Below are 26725 nucleotides of genomic sequence, written 5' to 3' on the forward strand. Positions count from 1 at the left end.
TATATATATAGCTTATCCCAATACTCCGAACTGATTCAGGAATACCAGGAAGATAAGGATTGGACACACAAACTTGATCAGGAAAAGGTAGACATTGAAAACCTTTCCCTTCAGGGTTCCCCAGTTGGTGAATTCATCCTGCACCACCTTCTTCGGCACATACCATCCCAAGAACAGACAGGTAAGGAGACCTGCTGTAGGCAGGAACAGCTGACCCGTTACGAAGTCGAACCATTCGAACAAGGTCTTGCCACAGAACGACAACTTATCTGTAGCCCCCAAAGAAAGCGAACAGAATGCACCAATGATGGCACAAGATACCGTAACAATCATAGCACCCTTCTTTCTGTCAATCTTCAACTCCTCATAGAAGAAAGAAGTATTCACCTCGTGAAGCGACATCAGGGATGTCAATGCTGCCACAGAAAGAAGTACATAGAACATCAAGGAGATAATCCATCCCAATACCGGCATTGATGCAAACGCCTCGTTAAAGACATTTGGCAGGGTGATGAAGATAAGCGAAGGACCACTATCCGGTGATATTCCTACAGAGAATGCTGCAGGGAAAATCATCAATCCTGCAAGAACAGCCACCATCAAGTCGATGGCAGAAATCTGAATTGCAGATTTCAGGAGATTGGTCTGACGACTGAAATAAGATGCATAGGTACAGATGCAACCCATACCGATGCTCATGGAATAGAACGACTGTCCCAAGGCATTGAGGAATACATTCCTATCCACTTTTCCGAAATCAGGCTTCAACAGGAATTCTATTCCCTTTCCGGCATCCGGCAACAGACAGGATGCCACCACGATAATAAGAAGCAGGATAAACAGAAGCGGCATCATTACCTTGGATGCCTTCTCGATACCTCCACGGACACCATGGATAATCACAAAGTGACAAATCAGGAAGATTGCCACCGTCCACATCACCGGACGAATTGGATCGGCAGAAAACTCCTTGAAGTAATTTGCCACAAAAGTAGGGTCGCCATGCAGTTCGCCCATGATGCTGGCATAAACATACTGCAAGCACCATCCCGAAACCACCGCATAGTAACCGGTAATCAGGAAACCCGTGAGCACTTCCAGATAGCCCACCCACTTCCAAGCCGTACCATTGGCAAGCTTGGTATAGGCACGTGCCGTATTGGAGGCACCATGACGACCGATAATAAACTCTGAAATCATACATGGGATGCCCAACAGAAGAACACTTCCTATGTAAACCAGGATAAAGGCTGCGCCACCTTCCTGACCAGCCATATAAGGGAAGCGCCATACGTTACCTAAACCTACGGCGCCACCAGCTGTAGCAAGTATCATTCCTATCTTGCTACCAAAACTTCCTCTATTTGATTCTGCCATTTTCTTGTCTTTCTCTTACTAATTTCTTAACGTTTCATATTATTGACTGCAAAATTATAAAATAATTCCGAGATATATGCAACATTTGAAAGCAAAAGTATAAAATTAGTAATATTTATGCAACTTTTCGTACATTTTCAAGAGAAAAAGGCTTTAAAATGCTTTTCTAACGATATTCTTCCGGCAAAGTATCACGCCATTTCGAGAAAGGATTTCCAAGAAGATGAGAATTGTAGAAGCGTTTATCGCCTGTTACCTCCATACCGATGAAGGCAGGCTTCTCATATTCTTCCGTCTCACTTCCCAGTTCCACTTCTGCCATCACCAAACCATCATTATCACCGTAGAATTCATCTACTTCGAAGGTATGGTCTCCACTCCTGACAAGATAGCGGCGCTTATCGATGACTCCCCCCTGACAGAGTTGCAGAAGATGCTGCGCCTCGTCCATGGTTATTTCCTTTTCAAATTCATAACGGGTCATACCACCGTTTACCGACTTACCTTTAATCGTGAGATAAGCCTTCTCGTCTCTCGTGCGAACTCGCACCGTAGCCCCTTCAGCCGGAATATACCCCTGCTGAATATGACTAGAAGAAAAGGCGGCGCTTTTATAAGCGTCGCCCTTCTTAACGAGGAATTTTCTTTCTATTTCCAATCCACTCATTTTCTTATACCTTTAACTTTAAGCTGAAAGCCACATTGTATAAATCATGAAGAGGATACCCAAGATGATCAATCCTCCAAAAATCCATTTCACTACTTTGTCTGCTTTTGCAGCCTGTTTCTTCTGGTAAGCTTCATGCTTAGCTCTTCTTAAATCTTTATTTCCACCCATAGTTATATATTTTTTAGGTTATTATTGTTCTTCATCATTCGTAGGGAACTCCATCAGATATGCCTTGATGAAATCATCTATCTTACCATCCATCACGCCATCAACATCCGATGTCTGATAGTTGGTACGATGATCTTTCACACGACGGTCGTCGAAGACATAACTTCTAATCTGGCTTCCCCACTCTATCTTCTTCTTGCCGGCCTCAATCTTAGCCTTAGCCTCCAGACGCTTCTTCATGGCGCGGTCGTAGAGTTGACTCTTCAAGAGCAACAGGGCTTTGGCACGGTTCTTTGGCTGGTCACGGGTTTCGGTGTTCTCGATGAGGATTTCCTCTTCCTCGCCTGTATCTGGATCTGTATACCAATAACGCAGACGGACACCGGATTCAACCTTATTCACATTCTGACCACCGGCACCACTCGAACGGAAGGTATCCCAGGAGAGCTTGGCTGGGTCGACATATACCTCGATGGTATCATCTACCAACGGAGTTACGAAGACACTGGCGAAACTGGTCATTCGCTTGCCCTGGGCATTGAAAGGAGAAACACGCACCAGTCGGTGCACACCATTCTCGCTCTTCAGATAGCCATAAGCGTACTCGCCGCCCTCGATGGTCATGGTAACGCTCTTGATACCAGCCTCATCGCCTTCCTGCATATCGGTGATGGTTACCTTATAGCCATGAGCCTCAGCCCAGCGCATATACATACGCATCAGCATCTGCGCCCAGTCCTGGCTCTCGGTACCACCGGCACCGGAATTGATCTTGAGTACGCAGTCCATCGGATCTTCCTTCTGGCGAAGCATGTTCTTCAACTCCAGGTCTTCGATGGCTTTGATCGCCTTGGCATAATCGGCATCCACCTCTTCCTCGGTTACCATTTCATCTTTATAGAAGTCGAACGCCAGCTTCAACTCGTCGGCATAAAGACGTACAGTCTTATAACCGTCGAGCCACTTCTGGATACCTTTCACCTTCTTCATCTGCTCCTGAGCATACTTCGGGTCTTCCCAAAAGTCAGGAGCCTGAGTGCGGAGCTGCTCCTCTTCAAATTCTACTTTCTTCTGGTCTATATTGAGATAGCGATGCAGAGCGTCAGCTCTGTCCATCACATCTTTCAACTGGTCAGCTGTAATCATTAACTTTGAACTTTGAATTTTGAACTTTGAACTTTATGTTTACTTTGAACTTCATCTTTATCCCCTCCAACTATATGATAAGAGTCATCATCATAAAGAGTTATCATAAAGTTCAAAGTAAAACCATTACTCCTCATACATCTTGTCAATCTCCGCCTTGTAGTTCTTATTGATGATAGGGCGGCGAATCTTCAAGGTGTTGGTCAGCTCGCCCGACTCCATAGAGAAGTGGTGAGCCAGGAGGGTGATACGCTTAATCTGCTCATAATAAGCCAGGTGCTGCTGAAGAATCTTGATGCGGTCCATCAGCATCTTCTGCACCTTCTCGTTGGCACACAGGTCCTCACGGCAAGTGAAGGCGATGTGATGCTCACGCGCCCAGTCCTCCACGAGGCGGAACTCAGGCACAACGAGGGCTGATACGAACTTGCGCTGGTCGGCGATAACGGCAACCTGGTCGATGAACTTATCTACCAGGAGCAACGATTCTACCTGCTGAGGAGCGATATACTTACCATTCGATGTCTTGAACAGGTCCTTGATACGCTCGGTGAGAAAAAGCTCGCCATCCTTCAAGTAGCCGGCATCACCGGTATGGAAGAATCCATCCTTGTCGAATGCCTTCGCATTGGTGGTATCACGATGATAATATCCCGGAGTGATGGTAGGGCCCTTGAGAAGCACCTCATTATCCTCACCTATCTTTACCTGAATGCAGGAGATTGGACGACCCACCGAACCCAGACTGCGTTTCTTGTCAGAATGATCACAAGATACGGTGGCAAGGCTCTCGGTCAAACCATATCCCACCACCATATTGATACCGATGGCATGTACAAACTCCTCTACTTCCGGACTCACGTAAGCACCCGCTGTAGGGAAGATATTCGGTTTTTCCAGGCCCAACTGCTTGCGAACCATGCTCAGGACAGTCTTGTTGATAATTCTATATTCCAACTCCAGAGCCAAAGGAGGACGCATGCAGTTGGCAATATACTCGATGTTACGTTTCTTACCTACCGCCAAGGCATGATAGAAGAGCTTCTTCTGGACAGAACCGGCATCATCCATCTTAGCCTTTACAGCGATATAAACCTTCTCCCAGAAACGTGGCACACTACACATACAGGTAGGATGCATCTCTCGCATACTCTCCTGAATTTCATGAGGATAAGTATTGATGATGAGTTCGGCACCTTCGCTCAAGCAGAGATATGCCCATCCACGTTCAAAGATATGGGTGAATGGAAGGAAATCGATGACACGGTCCTTGTCGGTAACAGGAATGCACTCATCGTTTGCCTTCAAAGCAGCATAATACTGGCTATAGGTCAGCATCACGCCCTTGCTATCTCCAGTTGTTCCACTGGTATAGAGAATATTAGCCAAGTCATCCATACTTGCCTGCTTGTAGAGTTCCTCTACCTCCGTCTGACGAGGGAGATTCTCTCCCAGCTTCAGGAAGTCCTTGAAATAGAGAGCAGCAGGATCGTGGGTACTGATGCGCACGCTTGAATCGAAGATGATGATACGTTCCAGAGATGGACAGAGGGCAAAGATACGATGAGCCTTGTCATACTGCTCCTGTTCGCCTACAAAGAGGAAGCGAATCTGCGCATCATTAATCATATATTGAATCTGCTGCTCGCTGCTGTTGGCATAGAAAGGCACAGAGGTAACTCTGATACCGTACGCACCGAAGTCGGTGTACAGATAATGCACACAGTTCTGCGAGAAGACAGCGATTTTGTCAAGAGGTTTAGCCCCAAGATTCAGGAGGGCATTGCTCACTTGTTTCACTCTTAGCGAGAAGAGATTAAATGAAACCGTTTGCCACTGGTCACTACCAAACTTTCTGAAGGTAAGCGCTGGCTTATCTCCCCATTTCTTAGCTAGGTCGTGAATCAGTACCGAAAGATGACTATTAATTTGCATAAGCTTATATTTATATTCTGATGCAAAGATAATAGAATTTGTTAAGAACACAAAATAAAAAGATATTTTTTCCACTTTATCTGCTCTTTTTTTCGTATCTTTGCCCCAAAATCAAAAAATAGAGAGATTATGATGCTACAAGAAGAATATGTAAGCGATGCCGTGGATTTGCTGAAAAAGCTCATCGCCACCCCATCGGTAAGCAGAAACGAGAAGGATGCTGCCGACATCATGGAGCAGACCATCCGCAAATATGGTTTCGAACCTCATCGTGAGGCGAACAACATCTGGATTATCGACCCTCATTACGATGAGAGCCGACCTACCCTACTGCTCAACGCTCACATCGATACCGTGAAGCCTGTGGCTTCATGGACACACAACCCGTTTTCACCGGATGTAGAAGAGGGTGTACTTTACGGCTTGGGCAGCAACGATTGCGGCGGCGGACTCTGTTCGCTCCTCCAGATATTCAGAATGCTGACCGCAAAGCCTCAGCAGTATAATCTTATCTATCTGGCATCCGCCGAAGAAGAGGTGTCGGGAAAGGATGGCATTACCCGTGCCCTGCCTTTGCTTCCGCATATCGACCTTGCCATCGTAGGTGAACCTACCGGCATGAACCCGGCTGTTGCCGAAAAGGGACTGATGGTGCTGGATGTGATTGCTCACGGAAAGAGCGGTCATGCTGCCCGCAACGAGGGAGTAAACGCTATCTACGAGGCATTGGATGATATGCGATGGATTCGTGACTATAAGTTTGAGAAGGTAAGCGAGTTCCTGGGACCTACCAAGATGACGCTTACAGTAGTGAATGCCGGAACCCAGCACAATGTGATTCCGGATAAGTGTACGATGCTTGTGGATATCCGCACCAACGAGTTTTACGACAACGAGGAGGTTTACAAGTTTATCTGCCAGCACCTGAAGAGCGAGGTAAAGGCTCACAGTTTCCGTTTGAAGTCATCCCGCATCGACCCGGCACATCCTCTTATCAGGAAATGTGTAGCCATGGGCATGAAGCCATTCGGCAGTCCTACCTTGAGCGACCAGGCTCTGATGCACTTCCCTTCGTTCAAACTGGGTCCTGGCGAGTCCTCCCGTTCCCATTCAGCCGATGAATTTATCAAAATAAGCGAGATTTCGGATGCTGTAGCTAAATACCGGGAACTCTTGGATGGAGCCAGCATCTGAAAGAGACATTCGTTCTGACTACAATACTGAGTACACTACAAAAAGTCCGTAAACTTTTGAGTATTAATAACTTATTTAATAATCGTCTCGTTTTAACGGGATACTAGTGGTCTAGCTTATGGATTTCCTCCGCTAAATTGAGTGTCTTTACAGCTTCAGTTCGGCTCATGATACGGCCAGCTCCATGGGAGCAGCTCATGAAACTAAGAGGATTGCCAAGGTCTTCCACGATATATGAACTCGTTCTTTGTGAACCAGGTATGATACCAACTTCACCTTCTCGGGCACTTGTTGCTCCCTTTCGGTGTATGATACAATTCTCACCAAAATGGGATTCCCAATTGGCTAGGCAACTGGATTGCAGCAGCAAGATCTCTTCATCCTCTTTCGGGCACTTGCTTTCACTCCCACTTTTATTATAAGGCGTCTTATGGTAAACAGAATGTTTGCAGTACACCCTATTGAGAAGAATCCATGCTGAGATTTGGTTACGCCCAGACTTTGGAAACTTTTGAGGAGGTAGTGGATCAATTACCTATGAGACTTCTGGTTTCCCTAGGCAATGCAGCAGAGATTTACTTTGATGAGGACGCTATACGCTCCATACAGACAATTACCGGGCTTAGAAAGACCATCAATCACAACAAGCTGCTTGCCCTGTATTCATGTGAGGAACGGCAGCAGATGGTGGATGCTGTATATGCCATGTACAAGCATGCCAAGCTCAAACGCTTCCAGACAACAGAGACAGAAAGCAAGAGCATCTACATTGCACCCGAACTATTTGACATACCAATCAATGTGGGTGACCGTTCTTCTACCATACAGGATACCAGCTGTGCCTTGATAGGTATTACTCTCCTGCTAGCCATTATCATAGTTATCAAATCAAAGGCAAGCACCTAATTGCAGCTTCAAGTCCAAGCTTCCCTTGAAAAGGATGCCATGAATACCCACATGATTGGCTCCTTCTACATTCGCGGCCTATCATCAATGAAAATGCTCTCCGAAGCCTGGAGGTGATAGCGATTTAATAATAGCTGATAAATCTCCAGATTCGGTTTCACCATCTTCTTTTCCCCACTTACTACAATCCCATCAAACATGTCGAAAAGGCGGGCATGTACCTTCTTGACAATTGGAAAAGTCTCATGAGACCAGTTGGTAAGACAGTATAGACGATATCTTCTTTGCTTCAGTTCACACATGATCTCAGAGATGCCAGGGATTTCACCACCATCCATATCTTTGTAACAGTACCAGTAGGCAACGATGTAAGGAGCATACTTGGGATAAGCCTGTTTTAAATCAAAGAGACATTCATCTATAGGCTTACCCAAGTCTGTCTGATCATTCCATTCATTGGTGACCACATGATCGATTATCCACTTAGCCTTCTCCCTGTCACCATGGAACAGAGTGGTATAAAGGTTCATGCGCATCCAGTTCACCAATACACTTCCTACATCGAAGACGATATTCTTGTATCTACTCATAGCTGTCTTATTCTTTAAACATTCACATAGAAAAATTCAGGCTGCTTAGGTTCCGAATACGCTTTCTCGAATTTCCAGCTGACAGCCTTATACAACAGGGCACCGAAAAGTCGGGCATGCTCAGGACAGACCACGACACAGCGTCCGCAAGAGATGCATTTCTTTTCGTTGGTCTTGTAGGGTTCCCCCATAGTGATGGCTCCGACAGGGCACATTTTCACACAAGCATGGCAGGATGTACATTTTCCCCTACTCCCTTTTGGATGCAGAGGAATAGGCTTGGTATCACGATAAGGGCGATTTCCCTTTACCATCAGTCGGCTGACTGCTGACATCTTTGGTATCTGGAGTAGAAGTTCCCTACTCTTTGAAGCAAAATCATGGAGTTGCTCCATATCATCCGCATTAGGTCTTCCTTCTGCTATCTTGGGAAATATGGAATGCTGGGCTATGACAGCAGCCGCAGAAAGTAACTTGAAGCCATGGGATTCCACCAGGTCCTTCAGCTCTATGAGCGTATCATCTCTATGAGCGTATCATCGTAGGCTCTGTTACCATAGACTGATACGATGAAGGCTGGGGTATTGTTTCCCAGAAAACGTCTCAATGAACGAACTGCCATTTCCGGGACTCTACCAGCATAGGAAGGTACGCCCACTATCAGCAGATCGCCATCACTTCCCAGCGAGACATCATCCTTCAGCACGTCTGAGGTAATGTCATACTCAATGACAGGCTTCTGAAACTGGGATGCTATCTCACGAACGATACGTTTGGTGGAGAAAGTGACACTAAAATAGGCCAAATGGATATTCTTAATGTACATAATGTCTTTGGTTTCTTTTTGTTGGATGCAAAGTTACTATTTTTAGGCGAAACCAGCGAGTGATTTCTAGAATTTTGTTATCTTTGCAGAAGATTTGCTGCACTCGGCATCATATTGACGAGGATTTTTGAAATAACAAAGGAACATACAATGATAGATACAAGACTGAAAGTTTTCAGAAGTGTGGCTACACTCCTGAGTTTCACTAAGGCTGCCAACGAACTGTTCATCAGTCAGCCTGCCATCAGCAAGCACATACAAGAGCTTGAAAAGGAATATGGGGTGCAACTGTTCGACAGAATCGGCAATCGCATCCAGCTCACCCGTGCCGGACAACTTATGCTTGACCATGCCTGCAAGATTATCGATGCCTATCAGAATCTCGATTTCGACATGAAGAAGCTCACAGAGAAATCTGGTGGCGAACTGCGCATCGGAGCCAGTACCACCATCTCACAATATGTTCTCCCCGAACTGATTGCTGAATTCAGGAAACTATATCCCGACATTCGTCTTACCCTGCTCAGCGGAAATTCTCATGAGATAGAGGATGCGCTTGCTGCAGGAAGGATAGATCTGGGTATGGTGGAAGGCATCAAGCGGCAGCCCACCTTTAAATACACTCCTTTCATGAAAGATGAGCTGGTGGCGTTCGTACATTGTTCCAATCCCCTAGCCCAGCAAGAGGAGATTTCTCTGGACCTTCTCAGGCAGACACCGATTGTACTGCGTGAATTAGGTTCCGGAACTTTGGATGTCATCCAAAAAGCCCTGCAGGAAAACGGCATTGCTCTTTCTGATCTGAACATTGAGATAAATCTGGGAACCACAGAGGGCATCAAGCATTTCGTGGAACATTCCTTAAGCATGGGTATCATCAGCATAAGAGCCATCTACAGGAATATCTATGAACAAGTATTCAAGGTTCTGGAAATTGAGAATCTGAAGATGGAACGAGAATTTCTATTTGTTGAGAAGAGAGGCGAGACCGCTAAACTCCAGCAGACATTCAAGAAATTCATAACTAAAGGTTATAACGTATAGCTATTATGTATATACAACATCTCATGATTTTTCGTACCTTTGCACCCGCTTTTCAAAAGCGAATAACCAACAAAAAAAAGAAAAATATGAGATTATCAGAACAAAGGAGCAGTATGCTGCATGGCGTATTGCTTATCGCACTCTTCGCATGCGCAGCTTTCTACATCGGTGGCATGGACTGGGTGAAAGCTCTTTCGTTTAGCCCCATGGTGGTGGGCATCATCATTGGTATGCTCTATGCCAATAGTTTACGTAACAACCTGCCCGACACCTGGGTACCGGGCATCAAGTTTTGCAGCAAGCGAATCCTCCGCACAGGCATCATCCTTTATGGTTTCAAGCTCACCTTCCAGGATGTGATGGCTGTGGGCTTCTCTGCCATCGTAATGGACGCCATCATCGTATGCGGCACCATCGGCTTGGGAATCCTGGTGGGAAGACTTCTGAAAATTGACCGCAGCATCGCACTGCTCACCGCTTGCGGAAGTGCCATCTGTGGAGCTGCAGCAGTATTGGGTGTGGATGGGGCCATTCGTCCGAAGCCTTACAAGACGGCAGTAGCCGTAGCCACCGTAGTCATCTTTGGAACATTATCCATGTTCCTCTACCCTATTCTCTACAGGGCTGGCATCTTTGACCTATCACCAGATATGATGGGACTCTTTACGGGTTCCACCGTTCATGAAGTAGCCCATGTGGTAGGTGCAGCCAATGCCATGGGAGCCGAGGTGAGCAACAATGCCATCATTGTGAAGATGATAAGGGTGATGATGCTGGTACCGGTATTACTGGTGATTGCATGGACCGTTGCAAGGGATGTTGCCAAAAGAGATAATCTGGAAAATACTGATACCAACAAGCCTAAAATCAGCATTCCATGGTTTGCCATTCTCTTCCTGGTAGTGATTGGATTCAATTCTCTTGGTTTGCTTTCGGAAAGCATAGTAGATTGGATTAACCAACTGGACACCTTCCTCCTGACCATGGCCATGGCAGCATTGGGAGCAGAAACAAGCTTTGACAAATTCAAGAAAGCTGGCATTAAGCCTTTCCTCTTGGCTGCCATTCTTTATTGCTGGCTCATTGGAGGTGGATATTGTCTGGTGAAGTTTGCCATACCTTATTTATAGGAATAACTATATAGAAGGTATATTATACCGACAGATGAAAACATCCATGTGAAAAGTAGAACGATTCACAAATGGGGAAAGAAAAGCCGGAGAGAGATATATACATGATAGTATTTACATCGTCATAAACGGAAAGAGAAGCTTTATTGATAGACTACAAGTTCTCTTGGGAGATTGATTATCTTCAACCTCTCGAACCAGAGCTTCATGGAAGAGCCTTGGTGGCGCTTGACATGGCTATTGATGATATAATAGTCGGCCTGGTATTCGTCCATCAGGTCAGAGAAAGCTGCCTTGATGCGCGAACACTTCTCGTTGATGGCATTATCAAGAGGGTTCGTCAGGCGATTCACTGTTTCTGTGATTTTATCGGAATCGATTCTGTTGCCGATTTTTCGGTAGAGGGCAAACAGTTCCTCACGATGATCCACCAGGTTCTTGAACTCTATTCCTTCCGGGTGATTCAGAAAGAGCAGATAGAGGGCCTTGTGGATGGGACTGAGCTGCACTTCCCTGTTTCCATAATCAGGGAGCAAGAAACGGTAATCTTCCGTGATGACCAGAGGACTGAGGGTTGCCCTTGCTGCCTCGATACGGAGCTGTTCCAATACGGGCACACTGATGGCTTTTAACAAAAGATCGGTTCTACCTTCTGCTAAAAGCTGGGTGGAAAGCGTCTTTACCTGAGCGGCTTTCTCCTCTGGGGTCATATTTCTTGTTTCTTCTTGCATACAGATTGCAAAAGTACAAAAAGAATGGGAAAAATCGTTTCTCATCTAGAAAAAATCTTCTTCTGCAAGGCTTGCGTTTGATTTTTCATAGGGAATCTGATTCTTTGTATGTATCTTTGCATCTAAATTGAAATATAGAAATGATGAAAGAAGATTGGACTCCTATAGATTTCGGACAGACAGAAGATACTACCAAGAACATCATCAAGGTGATTGGTGTGGGTGGTGGCGGATGCAATGCCGTTAAGAATATGTATGCAGAGGGTATAGTAAACGTGAGTTTCGCCGTCTGCAATACGGATAGTCAATCACTATCCAAGTCGCCTGTGCCGGTAAAGATCATGCTCGGAAAGAGTGGTTTGGGTGCAGGGGCAAATCCCGAAGTGGGAAGAAGTGAGGCTCAGAATACCCAGGAAGACATCAAGAAACTGCTGGACGACGGAACCAAGATGGTTTTTGTTACTGCCGGAATGGGTGGTGGAACGGGTACGGGTGCCGCACCTGTCATTGCCGGTATTGCAAAAGGGATGGGCATCCTTACCGTTGGCATCATCACCATACCTTTCTACTTCGAGAAGAGAAAGAAAATTGTCAAGGCTCTGCAGGGTGTAGAAGAAATGCGCAAGAACGTGGATGCCTTACTTATCGTCAACAACGAGCGTCTCTGCGATGTTTATGCCGACTCCGAGATTACCGTAAAGGATGCCTTCAAACTGGCAGACAAGGTACTGAGTGATGCCACCAAAAGTATCTCGGAACTCATCACTGTGGAGGGAACCATCAATCTTGACTTCCGAGACATCGAGACTACCATCAAGAGCGGTGGCGGTGCTATCATGGCCATGGGTAGAGCCAGTGGTGAGGGAAGGGTTCAAAGTGCCATAAAGAATGCGTTAGACTCTCCTCTGCTCTATGGCAGCGATATCAGTAATGCCCAGCGCATCCTTTTCAATATCTACACTTCCAGCAAGCACCCTATCTTTGTGAGGGAGATGAGAGAAATTGATGCCTTCTTTGATGAACTGAACCCTGACATCAAGGTGATTTGGGGTCTTTCTGATGATGACAGTCTGGATGAGGATGCCAAAGTCACCATTCTGGCAACTGGTCTGAACAATGAGTTGACCGAGGATATTCCTGAAAGTTCTTCTGTATTGAAGGATGAGGAAGACTATCAGAGAATCATCGACAAGCTCTATCATCCTATCAGAGACAACTTCCAGACGCTAGCAAATAAAACCGAGCAAAAGCAAGAAGCAGAATCTATAGATAACATCAATCCAGATGCTACAGAGAAGGAAGCTACTATTGTCCATCAAGAAGAAATGCCAGGAAATGAGTCTGGAAATGAGTCTGGAGAAGAGCCAGCTAAGGTTTTAGTGGAAGACAATCCTTCTACAACCGAAGATTCAAGAGAAGTTCCTGTTGAAACGCCTATCGCCAAGCCAAAGTCATGGACTTTAGGTGGAAGAATCAAAAATGGGCTGAAGAAAATAGCAGAAGATCTGGACATCATCACTTACAATGATGAAAACTACAAGTAGTTGATGATGATTAATACTAGGAAAGAGATTTTGGTTGGAAATAGAGGGTGCGTCATAAGACCATGACGCACCCTCATATAACAATCATTTAGTGCTCGGAATCGCTGCGATTTGCAGGAGGCAAGCCATCAAAGGTCTACGCCAGATTTTTGGATAGGACCACTAGGGGAAAGCTTACTGCATGACTATCACCTCGAAGATGGGGCTATTACTCATTAAATTCTTCTAAGAATTGTTTTCTTTTTCCTCTAATTCGTAAGTCTTCTAACTCATAAATTGACTGGGAAAATCATACATCGAAATAACAACACGATATTCGTCTGTCTTTTCAAACTTCAACTGAACAGAATAATAGCGAATCAGCTCTTCATAAGAAGTCAAATCGGCTGCAAATAAGAATACCTATTCACAACCTACAATTTTCAACAATTCCTGTATTTTTGGCACTTGCTTGTTGAACTCGCGATTGATTTAGCTCTCAAATAATGCCTAAAAGATATAAAAAAATACATGAGAAAATGCTTTTGATACGTCATCAGGTAAATTGCAAGTAACCATCTCTCTTGCAAGCAATAAAAAACCTCCAATCAAACCAAGCGATTGGAGGTTTCATTTCTATCATCTACAGCAACCAGGCAGTAAAAACACTACCGGCTGCACCATTTCATACATTATCGGCTCAGCCAAGCCTCCGGATTGAGCTTGGCAGTCTCCTTGCGAAGCTGGAACTGGAGGAGGTTGTCAGAACCCACGGCACCCAATGCCTGGCGGGTACTTACCTTCTGTCCCTTATGAACGCTGACCGATTTCAGGTTACAATATACCGAGATGTAGGCACCATGACGAACCAGTACATTCCACATGCCACCATAACCGAAGACGGCACTCACCTCACCATCGTAGATGCTACGAGCCACACAACCCGGTTTGCCCTGAATGTTGATACCCTTGTTGTCGAGGGTAACACCCTTCAAGCCCTGTACATTATACTGTCCGAAATGGCTGACGATGCGATAACCGCCGCTGATAGGCATTGGGAGACGACCACGGTTTGCCTCGAATCCGCCACTCAGCATACGGTCTACCGAACTCAAGGTAGCCTCCTCCTGCGCCTCCTTCTTGGCAGCAGCAATCTCACGAGCCTGGCGCTCCTCGTCCGCCTTAGCCTTCAACTCAGCAGCCCTTCGTTCAGCTTCAGCCTTTCTTGCCGCCTGTTCAGCAGCAGCCTGACGTGCAGCCTGTTCTGCTGCAGCACGCTGGGCAGCCTCGGCAGCAGCACGCGCCTTAGCCTGCGCCTTGGCCTTAGCCTTCGCTTCAGCCTGAGCAGCCGCTTCTTCCTGAGCCTTTCTTGCAGCCTCAGCAGCCAGCCTTGCCTCTTCGGCAGCCTTTCTTCTTGCCGCCTCGGCAGCAGCTTCACGAGCCTTCGCCTCAGCAATACGACGTGCATTCTCCCTGGCAGCAGCCTCGGCAGCAGCCTTCTTACGCGCCAATTCCTCAGCACGTTTCTTGGCGGCAGCAGCTGCAGCAGCCTTCTTCTTAGCCTCGGCAGCAGCACGGGCACGAGCCTTGGCTACTTCCTGGGCAATCAAACGGTCAATCTGGGCATTGATTGCCGCATCCTTCTGACGCTGGTCGGCAATCACAGCCTGAATGGTCTTCTGCTGCTTCTGCAGTCCGTGTACCATTTCCTGCTGTTGGGTCTGCTTGCCTTCGAGTGCAGTCTTCTCCTGCTTGCCCCTATATAATAAGGTGTTCTTGTGTCCCTTTACGTTTTGCAGCTGCACATGCTTCTCGTTCACCTGCTTCTGCTTTGCCTTTACAGCCTCGCCCTGCACCTTCTGATAGGAAGAATACTGGCGGATGAAGGAAAGTCGGCGATACATCTGGGTAAGATTCTTGGCACTGAAGATGAACATCAGCTTGTCCTGTACAGTATGATGACGGCTCATATAGCGCATGGAACGGATATACTTGTTCTTTCTGTCCTGCAACTGCTGCTGAAGGGTTTTCAGCTGCGCCTGCAGGATACCGATATTTCCGTCGATATGATGAATATCCTTCTGGATGCCATCAATCTTCTTCTGACTCTGGTCTATCTCACCGTTCAATATCATCAGGTCTTCCAGTCGCTTCTTCACATCCGCCTGATTCCTGCGGAGCGCCTGTTCCTGCTCCTTGATTTTCTTCTGGATAGACGCACGCTGTCCCTGCAATCCTCGGATAGAAGCATTGCTGTAGGTAGCCACCTTGCGTTCTGCCCTGGTAGGGGCAGCCTGCCTTACCGGTCTTTTTTTTCTGTTCTGAGGCTTGGCAGCCACTGCGGTCTTTCTCACTGGTCGCTTCTTCTGCACCTGTTTCTGGGCATAGGGAGCCAGCGAGAATACCAGAGCCATCATTAATAATAGGATACGTTTCATCAGATACTCATAATTTTGCGAAGTGCTTCTTCAGGCGAAACCTGCTTGTATTTCTTTGAAATTTCGGTCTGAGTACTCCAGTTACTATCTGTCTTCACCTCGTTGAGATTGAGAATAAGTTTCATTTCCTGCTTCTTCTGGGTTGCAGTAGTCATAAACGACATCACCTGGGTTGCCGGAAACATCTTCACGCCCACACTCTTGAACTTGCTGTAGTCTACATGCAGACGGGATGTGCCATGCTGCGAGCTCTGATAGTTGACATCAGCCGATGTGATGCGCCCGTTCTCGCGGCTGGTATTCCAGGCATAGGTCATATAGCCATTCTTGACGGTTACCGGAACCTCGTTGCCGGCAGCATTCAGGTTGACGTCAAACTTCTTGAGGTTTGACTCGGTCACCTCCTTTTCGCCCGGCAGAATCAGCTGATTCCAGAACAACGCCTGCAAGGTATAGAACGAGATGCCTTGCTTCTTCAGGAAATCCACCTGCGTATAGTCTGCCTTGACATACTGCTTGTGATAACGGTCCAGAATCAACACATAATCAGGAGCAAACTCGAGACGCCCCAACTCACTACCCAGGAAAGGCATGAAGATCTGGATACGCACCAGCTGGTCCTTGCGCATGCTCAACTTGGCAGGAACGCTCACTTCCTTGTCTCCCATCAGGATGGTGAAATCCATCTTGCCCACAATATCCTTGGCGTAGACCTGATTGTCCGAAACCATCTGCAGGAAAGCACGCTGGCTGAAGCTTTCACCCTGCTCGTCTGCCTTGACAGATGTCTGCTGCTTGCCGGCATCAACCTTGCCGGTTCCCTGTACCTGTCTGCTGGTTCCGCAAGCAGCCATCAGCATCATGGCAGCTCCGGCACCCATCAACATCCATTTATTCTTTTTCATCTCTTTCTACCTTTCTTAATGATTTTCTTCGTTACCGATTCCTTCTTTGCCGGTCTGTTACGACGCAGCAGTTCATCCTCGGTAATATATTGTCTATTGTTTATTTTCCATTTCAGGACGGCATTCTGTCCATCGCCGTCCAGCGCCTGCTTCCAGTATTTCATGGCGTCATCTATCATTCCGTTCATGGCATAGATGTCGCCGGCATGTTCCAATATCGTACTGTTATTCTCGGTAGAATCGCTGTTCTTGAGAGCAGCATCGATATAAGTCTTGGCATCGGCATAGCGCTCTTCCTTGAACAGGATCCATGCATAGGTATCCAGATAAGTGCCGTTGTTAGGTTCCGCCTTCACGGTCTTATAGCTCATCGATTCTGCCTTATGCAGGTCGATGCCTTCCTCGCTCATGTAATAAGCATAGTTGTTCAGCGCCATCACATTGTCATCCTTCCATTGCAGACAGGAGTCGTAAGCCGCATAAGCCGCCTGCTTGTCCTTCTTCTTGTAAAGGATGTCACCCATGACGGCATAGAGATCAGAAACCAGGTCAGGAGAAACATCGGCTCTTACCTGTGCCACGCCCTGACGGAATTCATGGAGCGCCGCATCCTCATCATTTTTCTGATAATGCGCCATTCCACCGAAGTAATAGAACACCATTTCTTCCGGATTATACGCATGAGCCGCCTTGCTCTGGGCGATTACCGATGTATAATCTTTCTGATTCCAGAGCAGCTGCACCAGCTGCAGTCTGGCATTGACATTATCCGGTGCGATGGCAAGCACCTTCTCGTAAGCCTTGCCGATGATGCTGTCCGGCATCTTCTTCAGACTCATATAGGCAGCACGCATTTCTGCCACATCAGCCGATGGCTGCGGCACATCGAGCACTTTGTCGAAGAGCGCCACCACCTGGGTGGAATCGCCACCATGGGTCTCATTGTCCTGGATAAACGAACGGAACATCATCACCTTGGTTTCCAGATCCGTCTTCGGACTGAGCAGTATTTTATCCAGCATCTGATGAGCCTGGTCTTCCTGCTGGGTTGCCTTGTAATAGTCGTAGAGCGACATCTGGGCATAGGAATTCTCCGGCTCCTCCTTCAGCACATCCGTAAACATCTTGAAGGCTTCCTTCTGGCGGTGATGCTGCATGAGCCAGTTGCCCAGCATCGTCTTGTAAACCATGTCGAGCGGATGGGCATCTACCAGCGACTTCAATTCCTTATAGGCAGCCTTCTTGTCGTCCATCATTTCGTAGATGCGCATCTTGGAAAGCGTATACTGCTCGCTCTCACCCTCCTCGGTTTCCAGACGCGAAATGGTCTTCAGCATCATCGGGAAGTTCTTCTGCTGCTGATACAGCTGCACCAGGATATGCAGGGCATCTGTATTGCCATGATTGCGGGCATAGAGGTCTTCGTAGGCATCTATCGCCTTGTCATACTGCTGCTTGCCGATATAATGCTGGGCAAGATTCTCGGCATAGGTCTGGTTTTCCGGAGCCAGCTGTATTGCCTTCTCCATATAGTGAAGGGCGAGAGAATCTTGCTTCAGTTGAGAATGATACATCGAGAGATAGAAGTATGTCTCTGCGGCATTCGGATCTATCTGTCGGGCATGCTCAAAGAGGTCCATCGCAGCAGAATAGTTGTTGGCTGCATGTTGCCTTCCCGCCTCCAGGAAGAAGTATTCAAAACGCTTGCGGTCGTTAGGACTGAGCGAGTCCTTCACCGCTACCGCCTGCTGCGCCACGTGTTTCACTTTTACCTTACGGGCCATAGACGGCAAAGCCGCAGAGCCTATCAGCCCCACGACCATCCAGATAGCAGTATTTCTCAAACTGAATTTCACGATTCGATTCCTTTCTTTTTATTTTACTCCCGTATGACCATAGCCACCAGCGCCTCTCTCTGTCTCGTCGAGTTCTTCTACCTCGATGAAGTCGCATTGTTCATGCTTGGCAAGCACCATTTGTGCAATACGCTCGCCGTCATTGATGACGAAGTCCTGCTGTGAGAAGTTGATGAGCAGCACCATGATTTCGCCTCTATAGTCGGCATCGATGGTACCCGGCGTATTGAGCACGGTAATACCATGCTTCAGTGCCAGTCCGCTGCGAGGTCTTATCTGCGCTTCATAACCAGCCGGCAATGCCATGAAAAGCCCCGTAGAAACGAGTCTACGCTCCATAGGATGAAGCACGATAGCCTCATCGATATTAGCACGCAAATCCATGCCCGCACTCTGAAGTGTGGCAAACGCAGGGAGAGGCTGATGCCCCTTATTGATAATCTGTACTTTCAGCATATTTTTCTATTTTTCTGCAAAAATACTGCTTTTTAGGCGAATAATCGCATTTTATAAGTAAAAATGATATAATTTATCTATTTTTATTTTGAATTATGCGCAGATTCCTGTATTTTTGCGCTGCAGAACGATAAATGTGCAATATTTAAAATATAAGGATCAACGGATTATGGAATGGAAACAACTCATATCAAACAAGCGTTTCGGACAGGAACACAAGCATGCAGAGCGCCACGATGACCGCTCTGAATTCAAGCGCGATTACGACCGTCTCATCTTCTCTTCGGCATTCCGCCGGTTGCAGAACAAGACTCAGGTCTTCCCTCTTCCGGGCAGCATCTTCGTCCACAACCGTCTCACCCACAGTCTGGAGGTGGCAAGTGTGGGCATGTCGCTGGGCAACGATATCTCCCGTCACATCATCCAGAAGCGCCCGGAGCTGAAGGATACGCTCTTCGAGGAAATCGGAACCATCGTGAGTGCCGCCTGCCTGGCGCACGATCTGGGCAATCCTCCCTTCGGTCATTCTGGCGAGAAAGCCATCCAGACTTTCTTCAGCGAGGGTGCCGGACAGGGATTGAAAGATGAAGTTTCTGCCGAGTTCTGGGACGACATCACCCATTTCGAGGGTAATGCCAACGGCTTCAGAATCCTGACGCATCAGTTTAAAGGTCGCCGCCAAGGTGGTTTCGTGATGACCTATTCCATGCTTGCCTCCATCGTGAAATATCCGTTTGCCAGCAGTCTTGCCGGGAATCACGGAAAATTCGGCTTCTTTGCTTCCGAAGCGGAATCTTACAAGAAAATAGCCGATGAATTGGGCATTTCCTGCAAGTCGGCACCAGGTGAACCCCTCAAATACGCCCGACATCCACTTGTTTATATGGTAGAAGCTGCCGATGACATCTGCTACGAAATCATGGACATCGAAGACTCCCACAAGCTCAAGATTCTTTCCTATGCTGAGACGGAGCACCTGCTGCTGAGTTTCTTCGATGAAGATATCCAGCAGAAGATACGCCAGCGAATCATCGACGAAGAACTGACTGACGAAAACGAAAAAGTAGTTTACATGAGAGCCAGCGTTATCGGAAAACTGGAAAACGAATGTGTGGCAGCCTTCCTGGCTCACGAGGAGGAAATCTTAGCCGGAACATTCGAAGGTAGTCTCATCGACCACATTTCCGAGCGCCAGAAAAAGGCATACCAGGAATGCGAGAAGATCTCCTACTCTAAGATTTACCAAAGCAAGCCGGTGCTCGACATCGAACTTTCGGGTTATCAAATCATGGCTACCCTGATGGAGGTCTTCATCGAAGCAGCCGTCAACCCGTCCCGTTTCTATTCCAAGCAGCTCCTGCGCCGGGTTAGCAGCCAATACGACATCGAGAACGAGAATCTGGAAGAGAGAATCATGGCTGTATTGGATTACATCAGCGGCATGACCGACATCTATGCGCTCGACATCTATCAGAAAATCAACGGCATCAGCCTGCCTATTGTATAAGGAGCTAGCACAGGTAGGCGTGCACAGAGAAAAGTTTATCTTACTATGGCAAATTATTGCCCCTTGGCGGGCAACTTTTTGCCGTAACCAGACACAAAAAGATATGTCGGGAGAAAGTTTTTGACAGGTCTGCCACAACCGTTTGCAGGCTGTATTCCTGCTGCTGTAAGAGTTGTTTCTGCTGGTATAAAACCTACTCTCGTTTTTACTCTTCACTCTTCACCAAATCGGCTGAAACCCCTATAAACACTGGGGGTGTGGGCGGTGAAGAGTGGTGGTTCACTCTTCACCACTCTTCACCACTCTTCACTTATCGCGAGATTCAGCTATCATTTATTCCAAGATCTGGTCTTCATTGATGACAAAGCCTGGTCTTCATTGATGACGGAACCATTGCCTCTCTGACATTCTTTCCTCCAAAATAATATGGGTGAAGAGTGGTGAAGAGTGAGTCTCCACTCTTCACCGCTATAACTACCTAACTAATAGATCGTTAAACCATATCTGTGAAGAGTGAAGAGTAGAATACTATTCTTTTTCCTTGTAGAAAATCTTGTTGGCACCGCTTGTAATCTTCAGCGCCTCAGGATGCTCCTCAATAAAGCTGTTGATATGGCGGATACGCTTCTCCTCCAGGATTTCATCCACGGCAATGAGAATGCCCGTCTCCTCTACATCGCCGAAGCCATAATTGATGGCTGTACCAAAGAGCTTCATGGTAGGACTGAGGTTCATGTAGGCATTTACCAGAGGAGGAATATTGAAACCGAGCTGGCGAATCTCATGATTCAGAATGCGATAGTCAGCACGGAAATCATCTTCCGTGAAGATAGCTGCCATCTCGCTCTCAGGAGTTTCCAACTTCAATGGCTTCATCGGAATCACCAGGTTCTCCTTATCATCAAAATGCTTCTTGAGGAAGTAGAGAATCATATCGCGGCCACGACGGATGTAAGAAGGATACATCGTCATCTTGCCGAAGAAATACTTTACATCCGGATAGAGCACGGTGAGGGCACCCAATCCGTCCCAGAGATTGTCGAGAGCAAAGATACTCTTGGTATTCTTGCGCACATTCTGATACTCGAGAGAGACGAACGAACGGCCCAGCTCTACGGTATATGGCATGTATTCCTTCAGGAACTTGTCTGAAAAGTGGAACATGTGACTGGTTGCAAGCTTAGGCTGCCCCTTTTCATCAAGTTCCCAATCCTTGCCCAGGAGATAACGGTAACCACCGATAATCTCATCAGCCTCCGGATTCCAAACGATGAGCTGCTTGTAGCAGTTGTCACCAAAATCGAATTCATCAAGGTCCATCGACTTACCAGTACCACCTCCCGCTTCACGGAAAGCGATTTCACGCAAACGTCCAATCTCTTTCAAGACATTAGGCGAATCATTGGCTGTCACAATGTAAATCTCATTGTGGCTCTTGTTTGTCATTCGAAGTTGCTTTTCTGGAGTCAGTTCGCTCTTAAGCAGCTCCTTATCAATCGGTTGGATGATTTCTTCTTCCATACTACTCTTCTCTATATATTCTATATAATTACGATATGATTTCTACAATTTTCTACTTGATGCTACTAACTTTACAGTTTATAAACACTATCCTTCACATACTGCGCCCACTCGGTAGCCGACTTGCTGTGGTCGAAAGTCTGCCATGGAATCGGCTTGCCAATCGCAATACGGAAATGCTTGCCCACGTTCTTATACATCTCGTCTACCAGAAAGAGCATGGCGAGATTGAACGGCAGATGCTTGTCGCTGAAACGGGCTATGCGATAGAACCGCTCAGAGTTGCGCCCGCCAAAGTGGATAGGCACAACATCACGATTATACTCCACACTCTTGGAGATGAACGTCTTTTTCCAAGGCAGGTCACGGATGGTTCCGTCTTCCTGCTTGCGGCTGTTCAAGCCGGCAGGGAACATCAGCATGTGGCAATCGCTCTGGAAACCGGCCTCTACCATGCGAGGGAAGTCGCGGCTCTGTCGGCCGGTCTTGTTGATTCCAATGCTGACAGGCTTCAAGCCAGGGAGATTGAGCAGGAGGTCGTTGACCAGATAACGGAATTTGCCGTCATAATGCTGTCCGATGATGGAACCGAGACACACTCCGTCCTGTCCTCCCAACGGATGATTGGAAACGAAGGTATAGAGCTTGCCGTCATTCTTGTCGGGCAAGTTTTCCAGTCCCACGATTTCCACATCCATCTTCAGATAACGTACGCATTCGGTGAGCCATTCCGTTCCCGAAAGGTTACGACTTTCCCACAAGAACTTGTTGACCTCGTCCTCGTGAACAATCTTCTTGAGCCAGGAAACGAGGAATCGCGGAACGTATTTTGCCTTGCTTCCCATCTTGCTCTTCAGTATCTTATCTATGTCTATCGTTTTCTCTATAGAAATGCTCATGTCAAGTAAACTTATATAAGTAGGTGCAAAAATAACTCAACTTTCTCAAATACGTGCCATTTTTTGCGAAAATTTATCAAAAACAAGCAAATTTGCTACTTTTTCGGTTCCTAAGGAGAGAAATTCGGGCATTTTCAGCCGTTTTCATGCATCCAACCAGGGTTCATCCCGAGAAGGCGAAATTTGACTAAAAGCAAGTTTTTTATCCCCTTTAATAAAATTTGTAGGTTAAAATAGAGTGAATGTGGGGAATTTTGTGTACCTTTGAACCCGATTTTACATTAAATATGTACATGTGCGTAATAAATAAGAAAATATGATAAAGACAGCAGAAACATACCACGTACCAGTGCTCCTCAAGGAGAGCGTTGACGGGTTGAATATTCAACCTGGCGGAATCTATGTAGACGTAACCTTCGGCGGAGGCGGACACTCCCGTGAAATCCTATCGCGACTCAGCGAGGGAGCCCATCTCTACAGCTTCGACCAAGATGCCGATGCGGAGCGCAACGTGGTAGCCAGCCCCAACTTCACCTTCGTATGTTCCAACTTCAGATATCTGAAGAACTGGATGCGCTATTATGGAGTAGACGGGCTGGACGGACTCCTGGCAGACCTCGGCGTGTCAAGCCACCACTTCGATGACGAGAGCCGTGGTTTCTCTTTCCGCTTCGATTCCCCTTTAGACATGCGCATGAACAAGCGTGCCGGCAAAACCGCTGCCGACATCGTCAACGAATATGACGAAGCAGCCCTTGCCGACCTCTTCTATCTCTACGGAGAGCTGAAGAATGCACGCCGCATCGCAGCTGCCCTGGTCAAGGCAAGAGCAGCACAGAAGATAGAAACCACGAAAGACTTCATGGCTGCCGTGGAACCGCTCTTCAAGAGAGAGCGTGAAAAGAAAGACATGGCTAAGCTCTTCCAGGCACTACGCATCGAGGTGAACCACGAGATGGACGCCCTGAAGGAAATGCTACGTTCTGCTACCGAACTGCTGAAACCAGGCGGAAGACTCTCTGTCATCACCTATCACTCGCTGGAAGACCGCATCGTGAAGAACATGATGAAGGCAGGAAACCCGGAGGGCAAGGTTGTACAGGACTTCTACGGAAAAATAGAAAGTCCTTTCAAGCTTATCAACAATAAGGTAATCATACCTGACGATGAAGAGCAGGAAAGAAACCCAAGAAGCAGAAGTGCCAAACTAAGAATTGCAGCAAAGAAATGAATAACGAAATAAACAAGGATATAGAACAGAAAGCAGACAATGCCAAGGTAGAAGAACCGCAGGAGTCACTCAAGGAGGCGATAGCAAAGCAGGCCATCGAAGAGGAGGTTTCCGGCTCTTCCAACTTCACGCTGCGCAAGATTCTGGGTGGCGACATCCTGACCACTCAGATTATCCGCCGGCAGATATGGCTCGTCATACTCGTCGTGTTCTTCATCATCATCTATATCTCTAACCGATATAGCATCCAGAATGATATCATCGAGTTAGACAAACTACAGACAGAGTTGCAGGAGACCAAGTATAAAGCCTTGTCGGCCAGCAGCCAGATAACAGAGAAAAGCCGCGAGAGCAACGTACTCAACATGTTGAAGACCAACAAGGACAGCACCTTGCACATTGCGACCCAACCTCCATACATTATTAACGTTCCAGAAGAATGAGTAAATTCGACCATAAGAAAGTAATGCCCCGCTTCAGCGCCATCGCCATCGTGATGTCACTCCTGGCGCTGGCTGTCATCGCCAAGTCATTCTACATCATGACTGCCAAGCGCGACTACTGGCTGAAGGTGGCTGAGCGACAGAAGAAAGACTCAGTGACCGTGAAGCCAAACCGAGGCAACATATTAAGCTGCACCGGGCAGCTGATGGCAAGTTCACTGCCTGAATTCAAAGTATTCATGGACTTCAAGGCCCTGAAGGTTGCCAACAACGACTCTCTTTGGGATGCCAAGCAGGACTCCATCTGCCTCTGTCTCCACAAAATCTTTCCGGAGAGAAGCATCGAGGAGTTCAAGCGTAACCTCACGGAAGGACGTGCCAAGGAAAGCCGACACTGGGCGGTATACGACAAGCGTGTAGACTACAATACATTCACAGAGATTAAAGCCATTCCTGTTTTTCGCCTGAAATCCAACAAGGGAGGCTTCCACTGGGAAGAATTCAATGCCCGAACACGTACCTACGGCTCTTTAGCCGGACGTACCATCGGTGCCATGTTTGGCGCCAAGGATACGGCGAGATTCGGACTGGAGTTGTCGTATGACTCCATCCTCCGCGGAACCAACGGCATCGTACACCGCCGAAAGGTGCGCGACAAGTTCCTGAACATCACCGACACGCCTCCTATCGACGGAGCTGATATCGTAACAACCATCGACGTGAGCATGCAGGACCTGGCAGAACGCTCGCTGATAGAAGAATTGAAAGAAATCAATGCCAACGTGGGTGTAGCCATCGTGATGGATGTGCCTACGGGCGACATCAAGGCTATCGTAAACATGGAGAAATGTTTCGACGGCGAATATCGAGAGATACACAACCATGCCGTGAGCGACCTGCTGGAACCGGGTTCGGTGTTCAAGCCTGCCTCTATCCTCGTGGCACTTGACGACGGAGTGGTTGACACAACATACCGTGTAGAGACGGCAGGAGGTGTCTGGCCGATGTACGGCAGAGACATGAAGGACCACAACTGGCGCAAGGGCGGATATGGAATGCTGACCCTGGCACAGACCCTGTGGTACAGTTCCAACATCGGTGTGAGCCGCATCATAGACGATCATTACAGGAACAACCCGGAGAAATTCGTGAAGGGAATCTATCGCACGGGTCTGCATGACGACCTGAAGATACCACTGGTGGGAGCAACTTCGGCGAGAATCAGAATGCCGCACAAGAACAGTCACGGACAATACGACAACTGGGCGAAGACCTCTTTGCCTTGGATGAGTATCGGATATGAGACACAGGTGCCACCTATCTCTACCCTCACCTTCTACAACACCATCGCCAACAATGGTAAGATGATGCGTCCACGATTTGTGAGCAAGGTAGTAAAGAACGGAGAAACCATCATGGAATTTCCACCGGAGGTGATGCGCCCGCAGATAGCCAAGGAGAAAAGCATAAAGGAACTGCAGACTATCCTGGAGCAGGTAGTAAGCGTGGGTCTCGGAAGAAAGGCAGGATCGCCAAACTTCAAGGTAGCCGGCAAGACGGGTACGGCACAGGTTTCAAAGGGAGCCGGAGGTTACAAGGCTGGAGGAACCAACTATCTGGTAAGTTTCGCAGGCTATTTCCCTGCCGACAATCCTCGCTACAGCTGCATCGTCTGCATCCAGAAATCAGGTCTTCCAGCATCAGGAGGCAGCATGAGCGGTAAGGTGTTCCACGACATCGCTGAAGGTATCATGGCACAGAGCCTGAAACTCGACGTGAAAGATGCCAAAGACTCAGCATCCGTATTCGTACCAGACGTAAAGGACGGCAACATCCTGGCAGCCGACTATGTCCTGACCCATCTGGGCATCAAGACCAACGTAAACTGGTCGGGCAGTTATGCCAACGGCAATCCTATATGGGGAAGAACCGAACACGCAGGCAGCCGGAGCATACGAATGATCAAAGAAAAGCAATATAGCAAAAGAGCGGTACCAGACGTAAGCGACATGGGAGCCAGAGATGCCATCTTCATGATGGAAAGCCGAGGCATCAAAACCAAGATATATGGTAGAGGCAAGGTTGTCAAACAAACTCTTGCGCCAGGATTGCCAGTGAAGAAAGGCATGGTTTGCGCCATTTATCTGGAATAAAGAAACATGGGAACATGGCTGCACAATCAGGGTGCGGCTCTGCTCTATTATATATAAAAGGTGTAATAAAACAAAA

General features: G+C 47.4%; 25 protein-coding genes. 9 read left to right on the plus strand and 16 right to left on the minus strand.

The window, feature by feature from the left end; translation table 11 throughout:
• Positions 1–12: 12 nt before the first annotated feature.
• From ACTQ16_RS09665 to ACTQ16_RS09685, 5 genes are all read right to left on the minus strand, one after another.
• Complete coding sequence (locus ACTQ16_RS09665; RefSeq protein WP_294967456.1) at positions 13–1377, minus strand: sodium-dependent transporter; 1365 nt, start codon at positions 1375–1377, stop codon at positions 13–15.
• Between the two features lie 166 nt (positions 1378–1543).
• Complete coding sequence (locus ACTQ16_RS09670) at positions 1544–2044, minus strand: CYTH domain-containing protein (RefSeq protein ID WP_217760565.1); 501 nt, start codon at positions 2042–2044, stop codon at positions 1544–1546.
• A gap of 18 nt (positions 2045–2062) precedes the next feature.
• The gene (locus tag ACTQ16_RS09675) at positions 2063–2215 is read right to left on the minus strand and encodes a hypothetical protein (RefSeq protein ID WP_194256887.1); all 153 of its coding nucleotides are present in this window, start codon (positions 2213–2215) and stop codon (positions 2063–2065) included.
• Positions 2216–2236: 21 nt separating this feature from the next.
• A complete protein-coding gene (gene prfB / locus ACTQ16_RS09680) occupies positions 2237–3361 on the minus strand; it encodes a peptide chain release factor 2 (RefSeq protein ID WP_264950925.1) in 1125 nt (374 codons plus the stop codon).
• A gap of 126 nt (positions 3362–3487) precedes the next feature.
• Positions 3488–5296, minus strand: coding sequence for an AMP-dependent synthetase/ligase (locus ACTQ16_RS09685; protein ID WP_294967449.1), 1809 nt, complete (start codon positions 5294–5296; stop codon positions 3488–3490).
• Between the two features lie 129 nt (positions 5297–5425).
• Between ACTQ16_RS09685 and ACTQ16_RS09690 the strand changes: the two genes are divergently transcribed.
• Positions 5426–6490 carry a M20 family metallo-hydrolase gene (locus ACTQ16_RS09690; RefSeq protein ID WP_294967447.1) on the plus strand — a complete coding sequence of 355 codons (1065 nt, stop codon included), beginning with the start codon at positions 5426–5428 and terminating at the stop codon, positions 6488–6490.
• A gap of 103 nt (positions 6491–6593) precedes the next feature.
• Here the strand turns inward: ACTQ16_RS09690 and ACTQ16_RS09695 are convergent, their stop codons facing one another.
• Positions 6594–6947 (minus strand): RtcB family protein, encoded by a 354-nt coding sequence (locus tag ACTQ16_RS09695; protein WP_294967445.1) that lies wholly within the window; start codon positions 6945–6947, stop codon positions 6594–6596.
• A 17-nt stretch (positions 6948–6964) separates the two neighbouring features.
• Here ACTQ16_RS09695 and ACTQ16_RS09700 point away from each other — a divergent pair, with 17 nt between their 5' ends.
• A complete protein-coding gene (locus ACTQ16_RS09700; RefSeq protein ID WP_441937215.1) occupies positions 6965–7396 on the plus strand; it encodes a hypothetical protein in 432 nt (143 codons plus the stop codon).
• Positions 7397–7461: 65 nt separating this feature from the next.
• Here ACTQ16_RS09700 and ACTQ16_RS09705 read toward each other — a convergent pair whose 3' ends face one another.
• Genes ACTQ16_RS09705 through ACTQ16_RS09715 form a run of 3 tightly spaced genes read right to left on the minus strand, consistent with a single transcriptional unit; the run spans position 7462 to position 8812 of the window.
• Entirely contained in the window at positions 7462–7986 is a 525-nt protein-coding gene (locus ACTQ16_RS09705; protein ID WP_441937217.1) for an HAD family hydrolase, read from the minus strand.
• A gap of 14 nt (positions 7987–8000) precedes the next feature.
• Positions 8001–8480: a 4Fe-4S binding protein gene (locus ACTQ16_RS09710; RefSeq protein ID WP_441937218.1), complete on the minus strand. Its 480-nt coding sequence runs from the start codon at positions 8478–8480 to the stop codon at positions 8001–8003.
• A gap of 14 nt (positions 8481–8494) precedes the next feature.
• Positions 8495–8812 (minus strand): flavodoxin family protein, encoded by a 318-nt coding sequence (locus tag ACTQ16_RS09715; RefSeq protein WP_441937220.1) that lies wholly within the window; start codon positions 8810–8812, stop codon positions 8495–8497.
• A 150-nt stretch (positions 8813–8962) separates the two neighbouring features.
• Here ACTQ16_RS09715 and ACTQ16_RS09720 point away from each other — a divergent pair, with 150 nt between their 5' ends.
• On the plus strand, positions 8963–9856 hold the full coding sequence (locus ACTQ16_RS09720; RefSeq protein ID WP_441937221.1) for a LysR substrate-binding domain-containing protein: 894 nt from the start codon (positions 8963–8965) through the stop codon (positions 9854–9856).
• An 86-nt stretch (positions 9857–9942) separates the two neighbouring features.
• Positions 9943–10986 carry a YeiH family protein gene (locus ACTQ16_RS09725; RefSeq protein WP_295347484.1) on the plus strand — a complete coding sequence of 348 codons (1044 nt, stop codon included), beginning with the start codon at positions 9943–9945 and terminating at the stop codon, positions 10984–10986.
• Positions 10987–11129: 143 nt separating this feature from the next.
• Here the strand turns inward: ACTQ16_RS09725 and ACTQ16_RS09730 are convergent, their stop codons facing one another.
• Positions 11130–11696 (minus strand): hypothetical protein, encoded by a 567-nt coding sequence (locus tag ACTQ16_RS09730; RefSeq protein WP_441932765.1) that lies wholly within the window; start codon positions 11694–11696, stop codon positions 11130–11132.
• Positions 11697–11857: 161 nt separating this feature from the next.
• Here ACTQ16_RS09730 and ftsZ point away from each other — a divergent pair, with 161 nt between their 5' ends.
• Positions 11858–13261: a cell division protein FtsZ gene (gene ftsZ / locus ACTQ16_RS09735; protein WP_441937223.1), complete on the plus strand. Its 1404-nt coding sequence runs from the start codon at positions 11858–11860 to the stop codon at positions 13259–13261.
• Between the two features lie 671 nt (positions 13262–13932).
• Here ftsZ and ACTQ16_RS09740 read toward each other — a convergent pair.
• Genes ACTQ16_RS09740 through dut form a run of 4 tightly spaced genes read right to left on the minus strand, consistent with a single transcriptional unit; the run spans position 13933 to position 18895 of the window.
• Positions 13933–15678, minus strand: coding sequence for a murein hydrolase activator EnvC family protein (locus tag ACTQ16_RS09740; protein WP_441937225.1), 1746 nt, complete (start codon positions 15676–15678; stop codon positions 13933–13935).
• Positions 15678–16583, minus strand: a complete 906-nt coding sequence (locus ACTQ16_RS09745) for a DUF4292 domain-containing protein (RefSeq protein ID WP_441937227.1) — start codon at positions 16581–16583, stop codon at positions 15678–15680. The genes ACTQ16_RS09740 and ACTQ16_RS09745 overlap by 1 nt, the downstream gene beginning before the upstream one ends.
• Positions 16580–18439 (minus strand): tetratricopeptide repeat protein, encoded by a 1860-nt coding sequence (locus ACTQ16_RS09750; RefSeq protein ID WP_441937229.1) that lies wholly within the window; start codon positions 18437–18439, stop codon positions 16580–16582. Before ACTQ16_RS09750 ends, ACTQ16_RS09745 begins: the two co-directional genes overlap by 4 nt.
• A gap of 18 nt (positions 18440–18457) precedes the next feature.
• Positions 18458–18895, minus strand: coding sequence for a dUTP diphosphatase (gene dut, locus ACTQ16_RS09755; RefSeq protein WP_441937231.1), 438 nt, complete (start codon positions 18893–18895; stop codon positions 18458–18460).
• A gap of 169 nt (positions 18896–19064) precedes the next feature.
• Between dut and ACTQ16_RS09760 the strand changes: the two genes are divergently transcribed.
• Positions 19065–20402: a deoxyguanosinetriphosphate triphosphohydrolase gene (locus ACTQ16_RS09760; protein WP_441937232.1), complete on the plus strand. Its 1338-nt coding sequence runs from the start codon at positions 19065–19067 to the stop codon at positions 20400–20402.
• A 528-nt stretch (positions 20403–20930) separates the two neighbouring features.
• Here ACTQ16_RS09760 and ACTQ16_RS09765 read toward each other — a convergent pair.
• The gene (locus tag ACTQ16_RS09765) at positions 20931–21923 is read right to left on the minus strand and encodes a GNAT family N-acetyltransferase (protein WP_294967418.1); all 993 of its coding nucleotides are present in this window, start codon (positions 21921–21923) and stop codon (positions 20931–20933) included.
• A gap of 71 nt (positions 21924–21994) precedes the next feature.
• A complete protein-coding gene (locus ACTQ16_RS09770) occupies positions 21995–22822 on the minus strand; it encodes a glycerol acyltransferase (protein WP_441937233.1) in 828 nt (275 codons plus the stop codon).
• A 316-nt stretch (positions 22823–23138) separates the two neighbouring features.
• On the opposite strand from ACTQ16_RS09770, the gene rsmH reads away from it, so the two are divergent.
• Genes rsmH through ACTQ16_RS09785 form a run of 3 tightly spaced genes read left to right on the plus strand, consistent with a single transcriptional unit; the run spans position 23139 to position 26649 of the window.
• The gene (gene rsmH, locus ACTQ16_RS09775) at positions 23139–24053 is read left to right on the plus strand and encodes a 16S rRNA (cytosine(1402)-N(4))-methyltransferase RsmH (RefSeq protein WP_441937235.1); all 915 of its coding nucleotides are present in this window, start codon (positions 23139–23141) and stop codon (positions 24051–24053) included.
• Positions 24050–24496: an FtsL-like putative cell division protein gene (locus tag ACTQ16_RS09780; RefSeq protein WP_441937237.1), complete on the plus strand. Its 447-nt coding sequence runs from the start codon at positions 24050–24052 to the stop codon at positions 24494–24496. The genes rsmH and ACTQ16_RS09780 overlap by 4 nt, the downstream gene beginning before the upstream one ends.
• Entirely contained in the window at positions 24493–26649 is a 2157-nt protein-coding gene (locus ACTQ16_RS09785; RefSeq protein WP_441937238.1) for a penicillin-binding protein, read from the plus strand. Before ACTQ16_RS09780 ends, ACTQ16_RS09785 begins: the two co-directional genes overlap by 4 nt.
• Positions 26650–26725 lie beyond the last annotated feature (76 nt).

It is taken from the genome of Prevotella sp. LCP21S3_D2 (assembly GCF_052118345.1).
Lineage (GTDB): Bacteria > Bacteroidota > Bacteroidia > Bacteroidales > Bacteroidaceae > Prevotella.

What these genes read in the sequence shown, in the direction of transcription:
- ACTQ16_RS09700 (WP_441937215.1), top strand. Translation starts at nt 6,965, where the DNA reads ATGCTGAGATTTGGTTACGCCCAGACTTTGGAAACTTTTGAGGAGGTA.
- ACTQ16_RS09720 (WP_441937221.1), top strand. Translation starts at nt 8,963, where the DNA reads ATGATAGATACAAGACTGAAAGTTTTCAGAAGTGTGGCTACACTCCTG.
- rsmH (WP_441937235.1), top strand. Translation starts at nt 23,139, where the DNA reads ATGATAAAGACAGCAGAAACATACCACGTACCAGTGCTCCTCAAGGAG.
- ACTQ16_RS09665 (WP_294967456.1), bottom strand. Translation starts at nt 1,377, where the DNA reads ATGGCAGAATCAAATAGAGGAAGTTTTGGTAGCAAGATAGGAATGATA.
- ACTQ16_RS09685 (WP_294967449.1), bottom strand. Translation starts at nt 5,296, where the DNA reads ATGCAAATTAATAGTCATCTTTCGGTACTGATTCACGACCTAGCTAAG.
- ACTQ16_RS09780 (WP_441937237.1), top strand. Translation starts at nt 24,050, where the DNA reads ATGAATAACGAAATAAACAAGGATATAGAACAGAAAGCAGACAATGCC.
- dut (WP_441937231.1), bottom strand. Translation starts at nt 18,895, where the DNA reads ATGCTGAAAGTACAGATTATCAATAAGGGGCATCAGCCTCTCCCTGCG.
- ACTQ16_RS09690 (WP_294967447.1), top strand. Translation starts at nt 5,426, where the DNA reads ATGATGCTACAAGAAGAATATGTAAGCGATGCCGTGGATTTGCTGAAA.
- ACTQ16_RS09770 (WP_441937233.1), bottom strand. Translation starts at nt 22,822, where the DNA reads ATGAGCATTTCTATAGAGAAAACGATAGACATAGATAAGATACTGAAG.
- ACTQ16_RS09715 (WP_441937220.1), bottom strand. Translation starts at nt 8,812, where the DNA reads ATGTACATTAAGAATATCCATTTGGCCTATTTTAGTGTCACTTTCTCC.
- ACTQ16_RS09745 (WP_441937227.1), bottom strand. Translation starts at nt 16,583, where the DNA reads ATGAAAAAGAATAAATGGATGTTGATGGGTGCCGGAGCTGCCATGATG.
- ACTQ16_RS09730 (WP_441932765.1), bottom strand. Translation starts at nt 11,696, where the DNA reads ATGACCCCAGAGGAGAAAGCCGCTCAGGTAAAGACGCTTTCCACCCAG.
- ACTQ16_RS09705 (WP_441937217.1), bottom strand. Translation starts at nt 7,986, where the DNA reads ATGAGTAGATACAAGAATATCGTCTTCGATGTAGGAAGTGTATTGGTG.
- ACTQ16_RS09785 (WP_441937238.1), top strand. Translation starts at nt 24,493, where the DNA reads ATGAGTAAATTCGACCATAAGAAAGTAATGCCCCGCTTCAGCGCCATC.
- ACTQ16_RS09760 (WP_441937232.1), top strand. Translation starts at nt 19,065, where the DNA reads ATGGAATGGAAACAACTCATATCAAACAAGCGTTTCGGACAGGAACAC.
- ftsZ (WP_441937223.1), top strand. Translation starts at nt 11,858, where the DNA reads ATGATGAAAGAAGATTGGACTCCTATAGATTTCGGACAGACAGAAGAT.
- ACTQ16_RS09740 (WP_441937225.1), bottom strand. Translation starts at nt 15,678, where the DNA reads ATGAAACGTATCCTATTATTAATGATGGCTCTGGTATTCTCGCTGGCT.
- ACTQ16_RS09725 (WP_295347484.1), top strand. Translation starts at nt 9,943, where the DNA reads ATGAGATTATCAGAACAAAGGAGCAGTATGCTGCATGGCGTATTGCTT.
- ACTQ16_RS09670 (WP_217760565.1), bottom strand. Translation starts at nt 2,044, where the DNA reads ATGAGTGGATTGGAAATAGAAAGAAAATTCCTCGTTAAGAAGGGCGAC.
- prfB (WP_264950925.1), bottom strand. Translation starts at nt 3,361, where the DNA reads ATGATTACAGCTGACCAGTTGAAAGATGTGATGGACAGAGCTGACGCT.
- ACTQ16_RS09765 (WP_294967418.1), bottom strand. Translation starts at nt 21,923, where the DNA reads ATGGAAGAAGAAATCATCCAACCGATTGATAAGGAGCTGCTTAAGAGC.
- ACTQ16_RS09675 (WP_194256887.1), bottom strand. Translation starts at nt 2,215, where the DNA reads ATGGGTGGAAATAAAGATTTAAGAAGAGCTAAGCATGAAGCTTACCAG.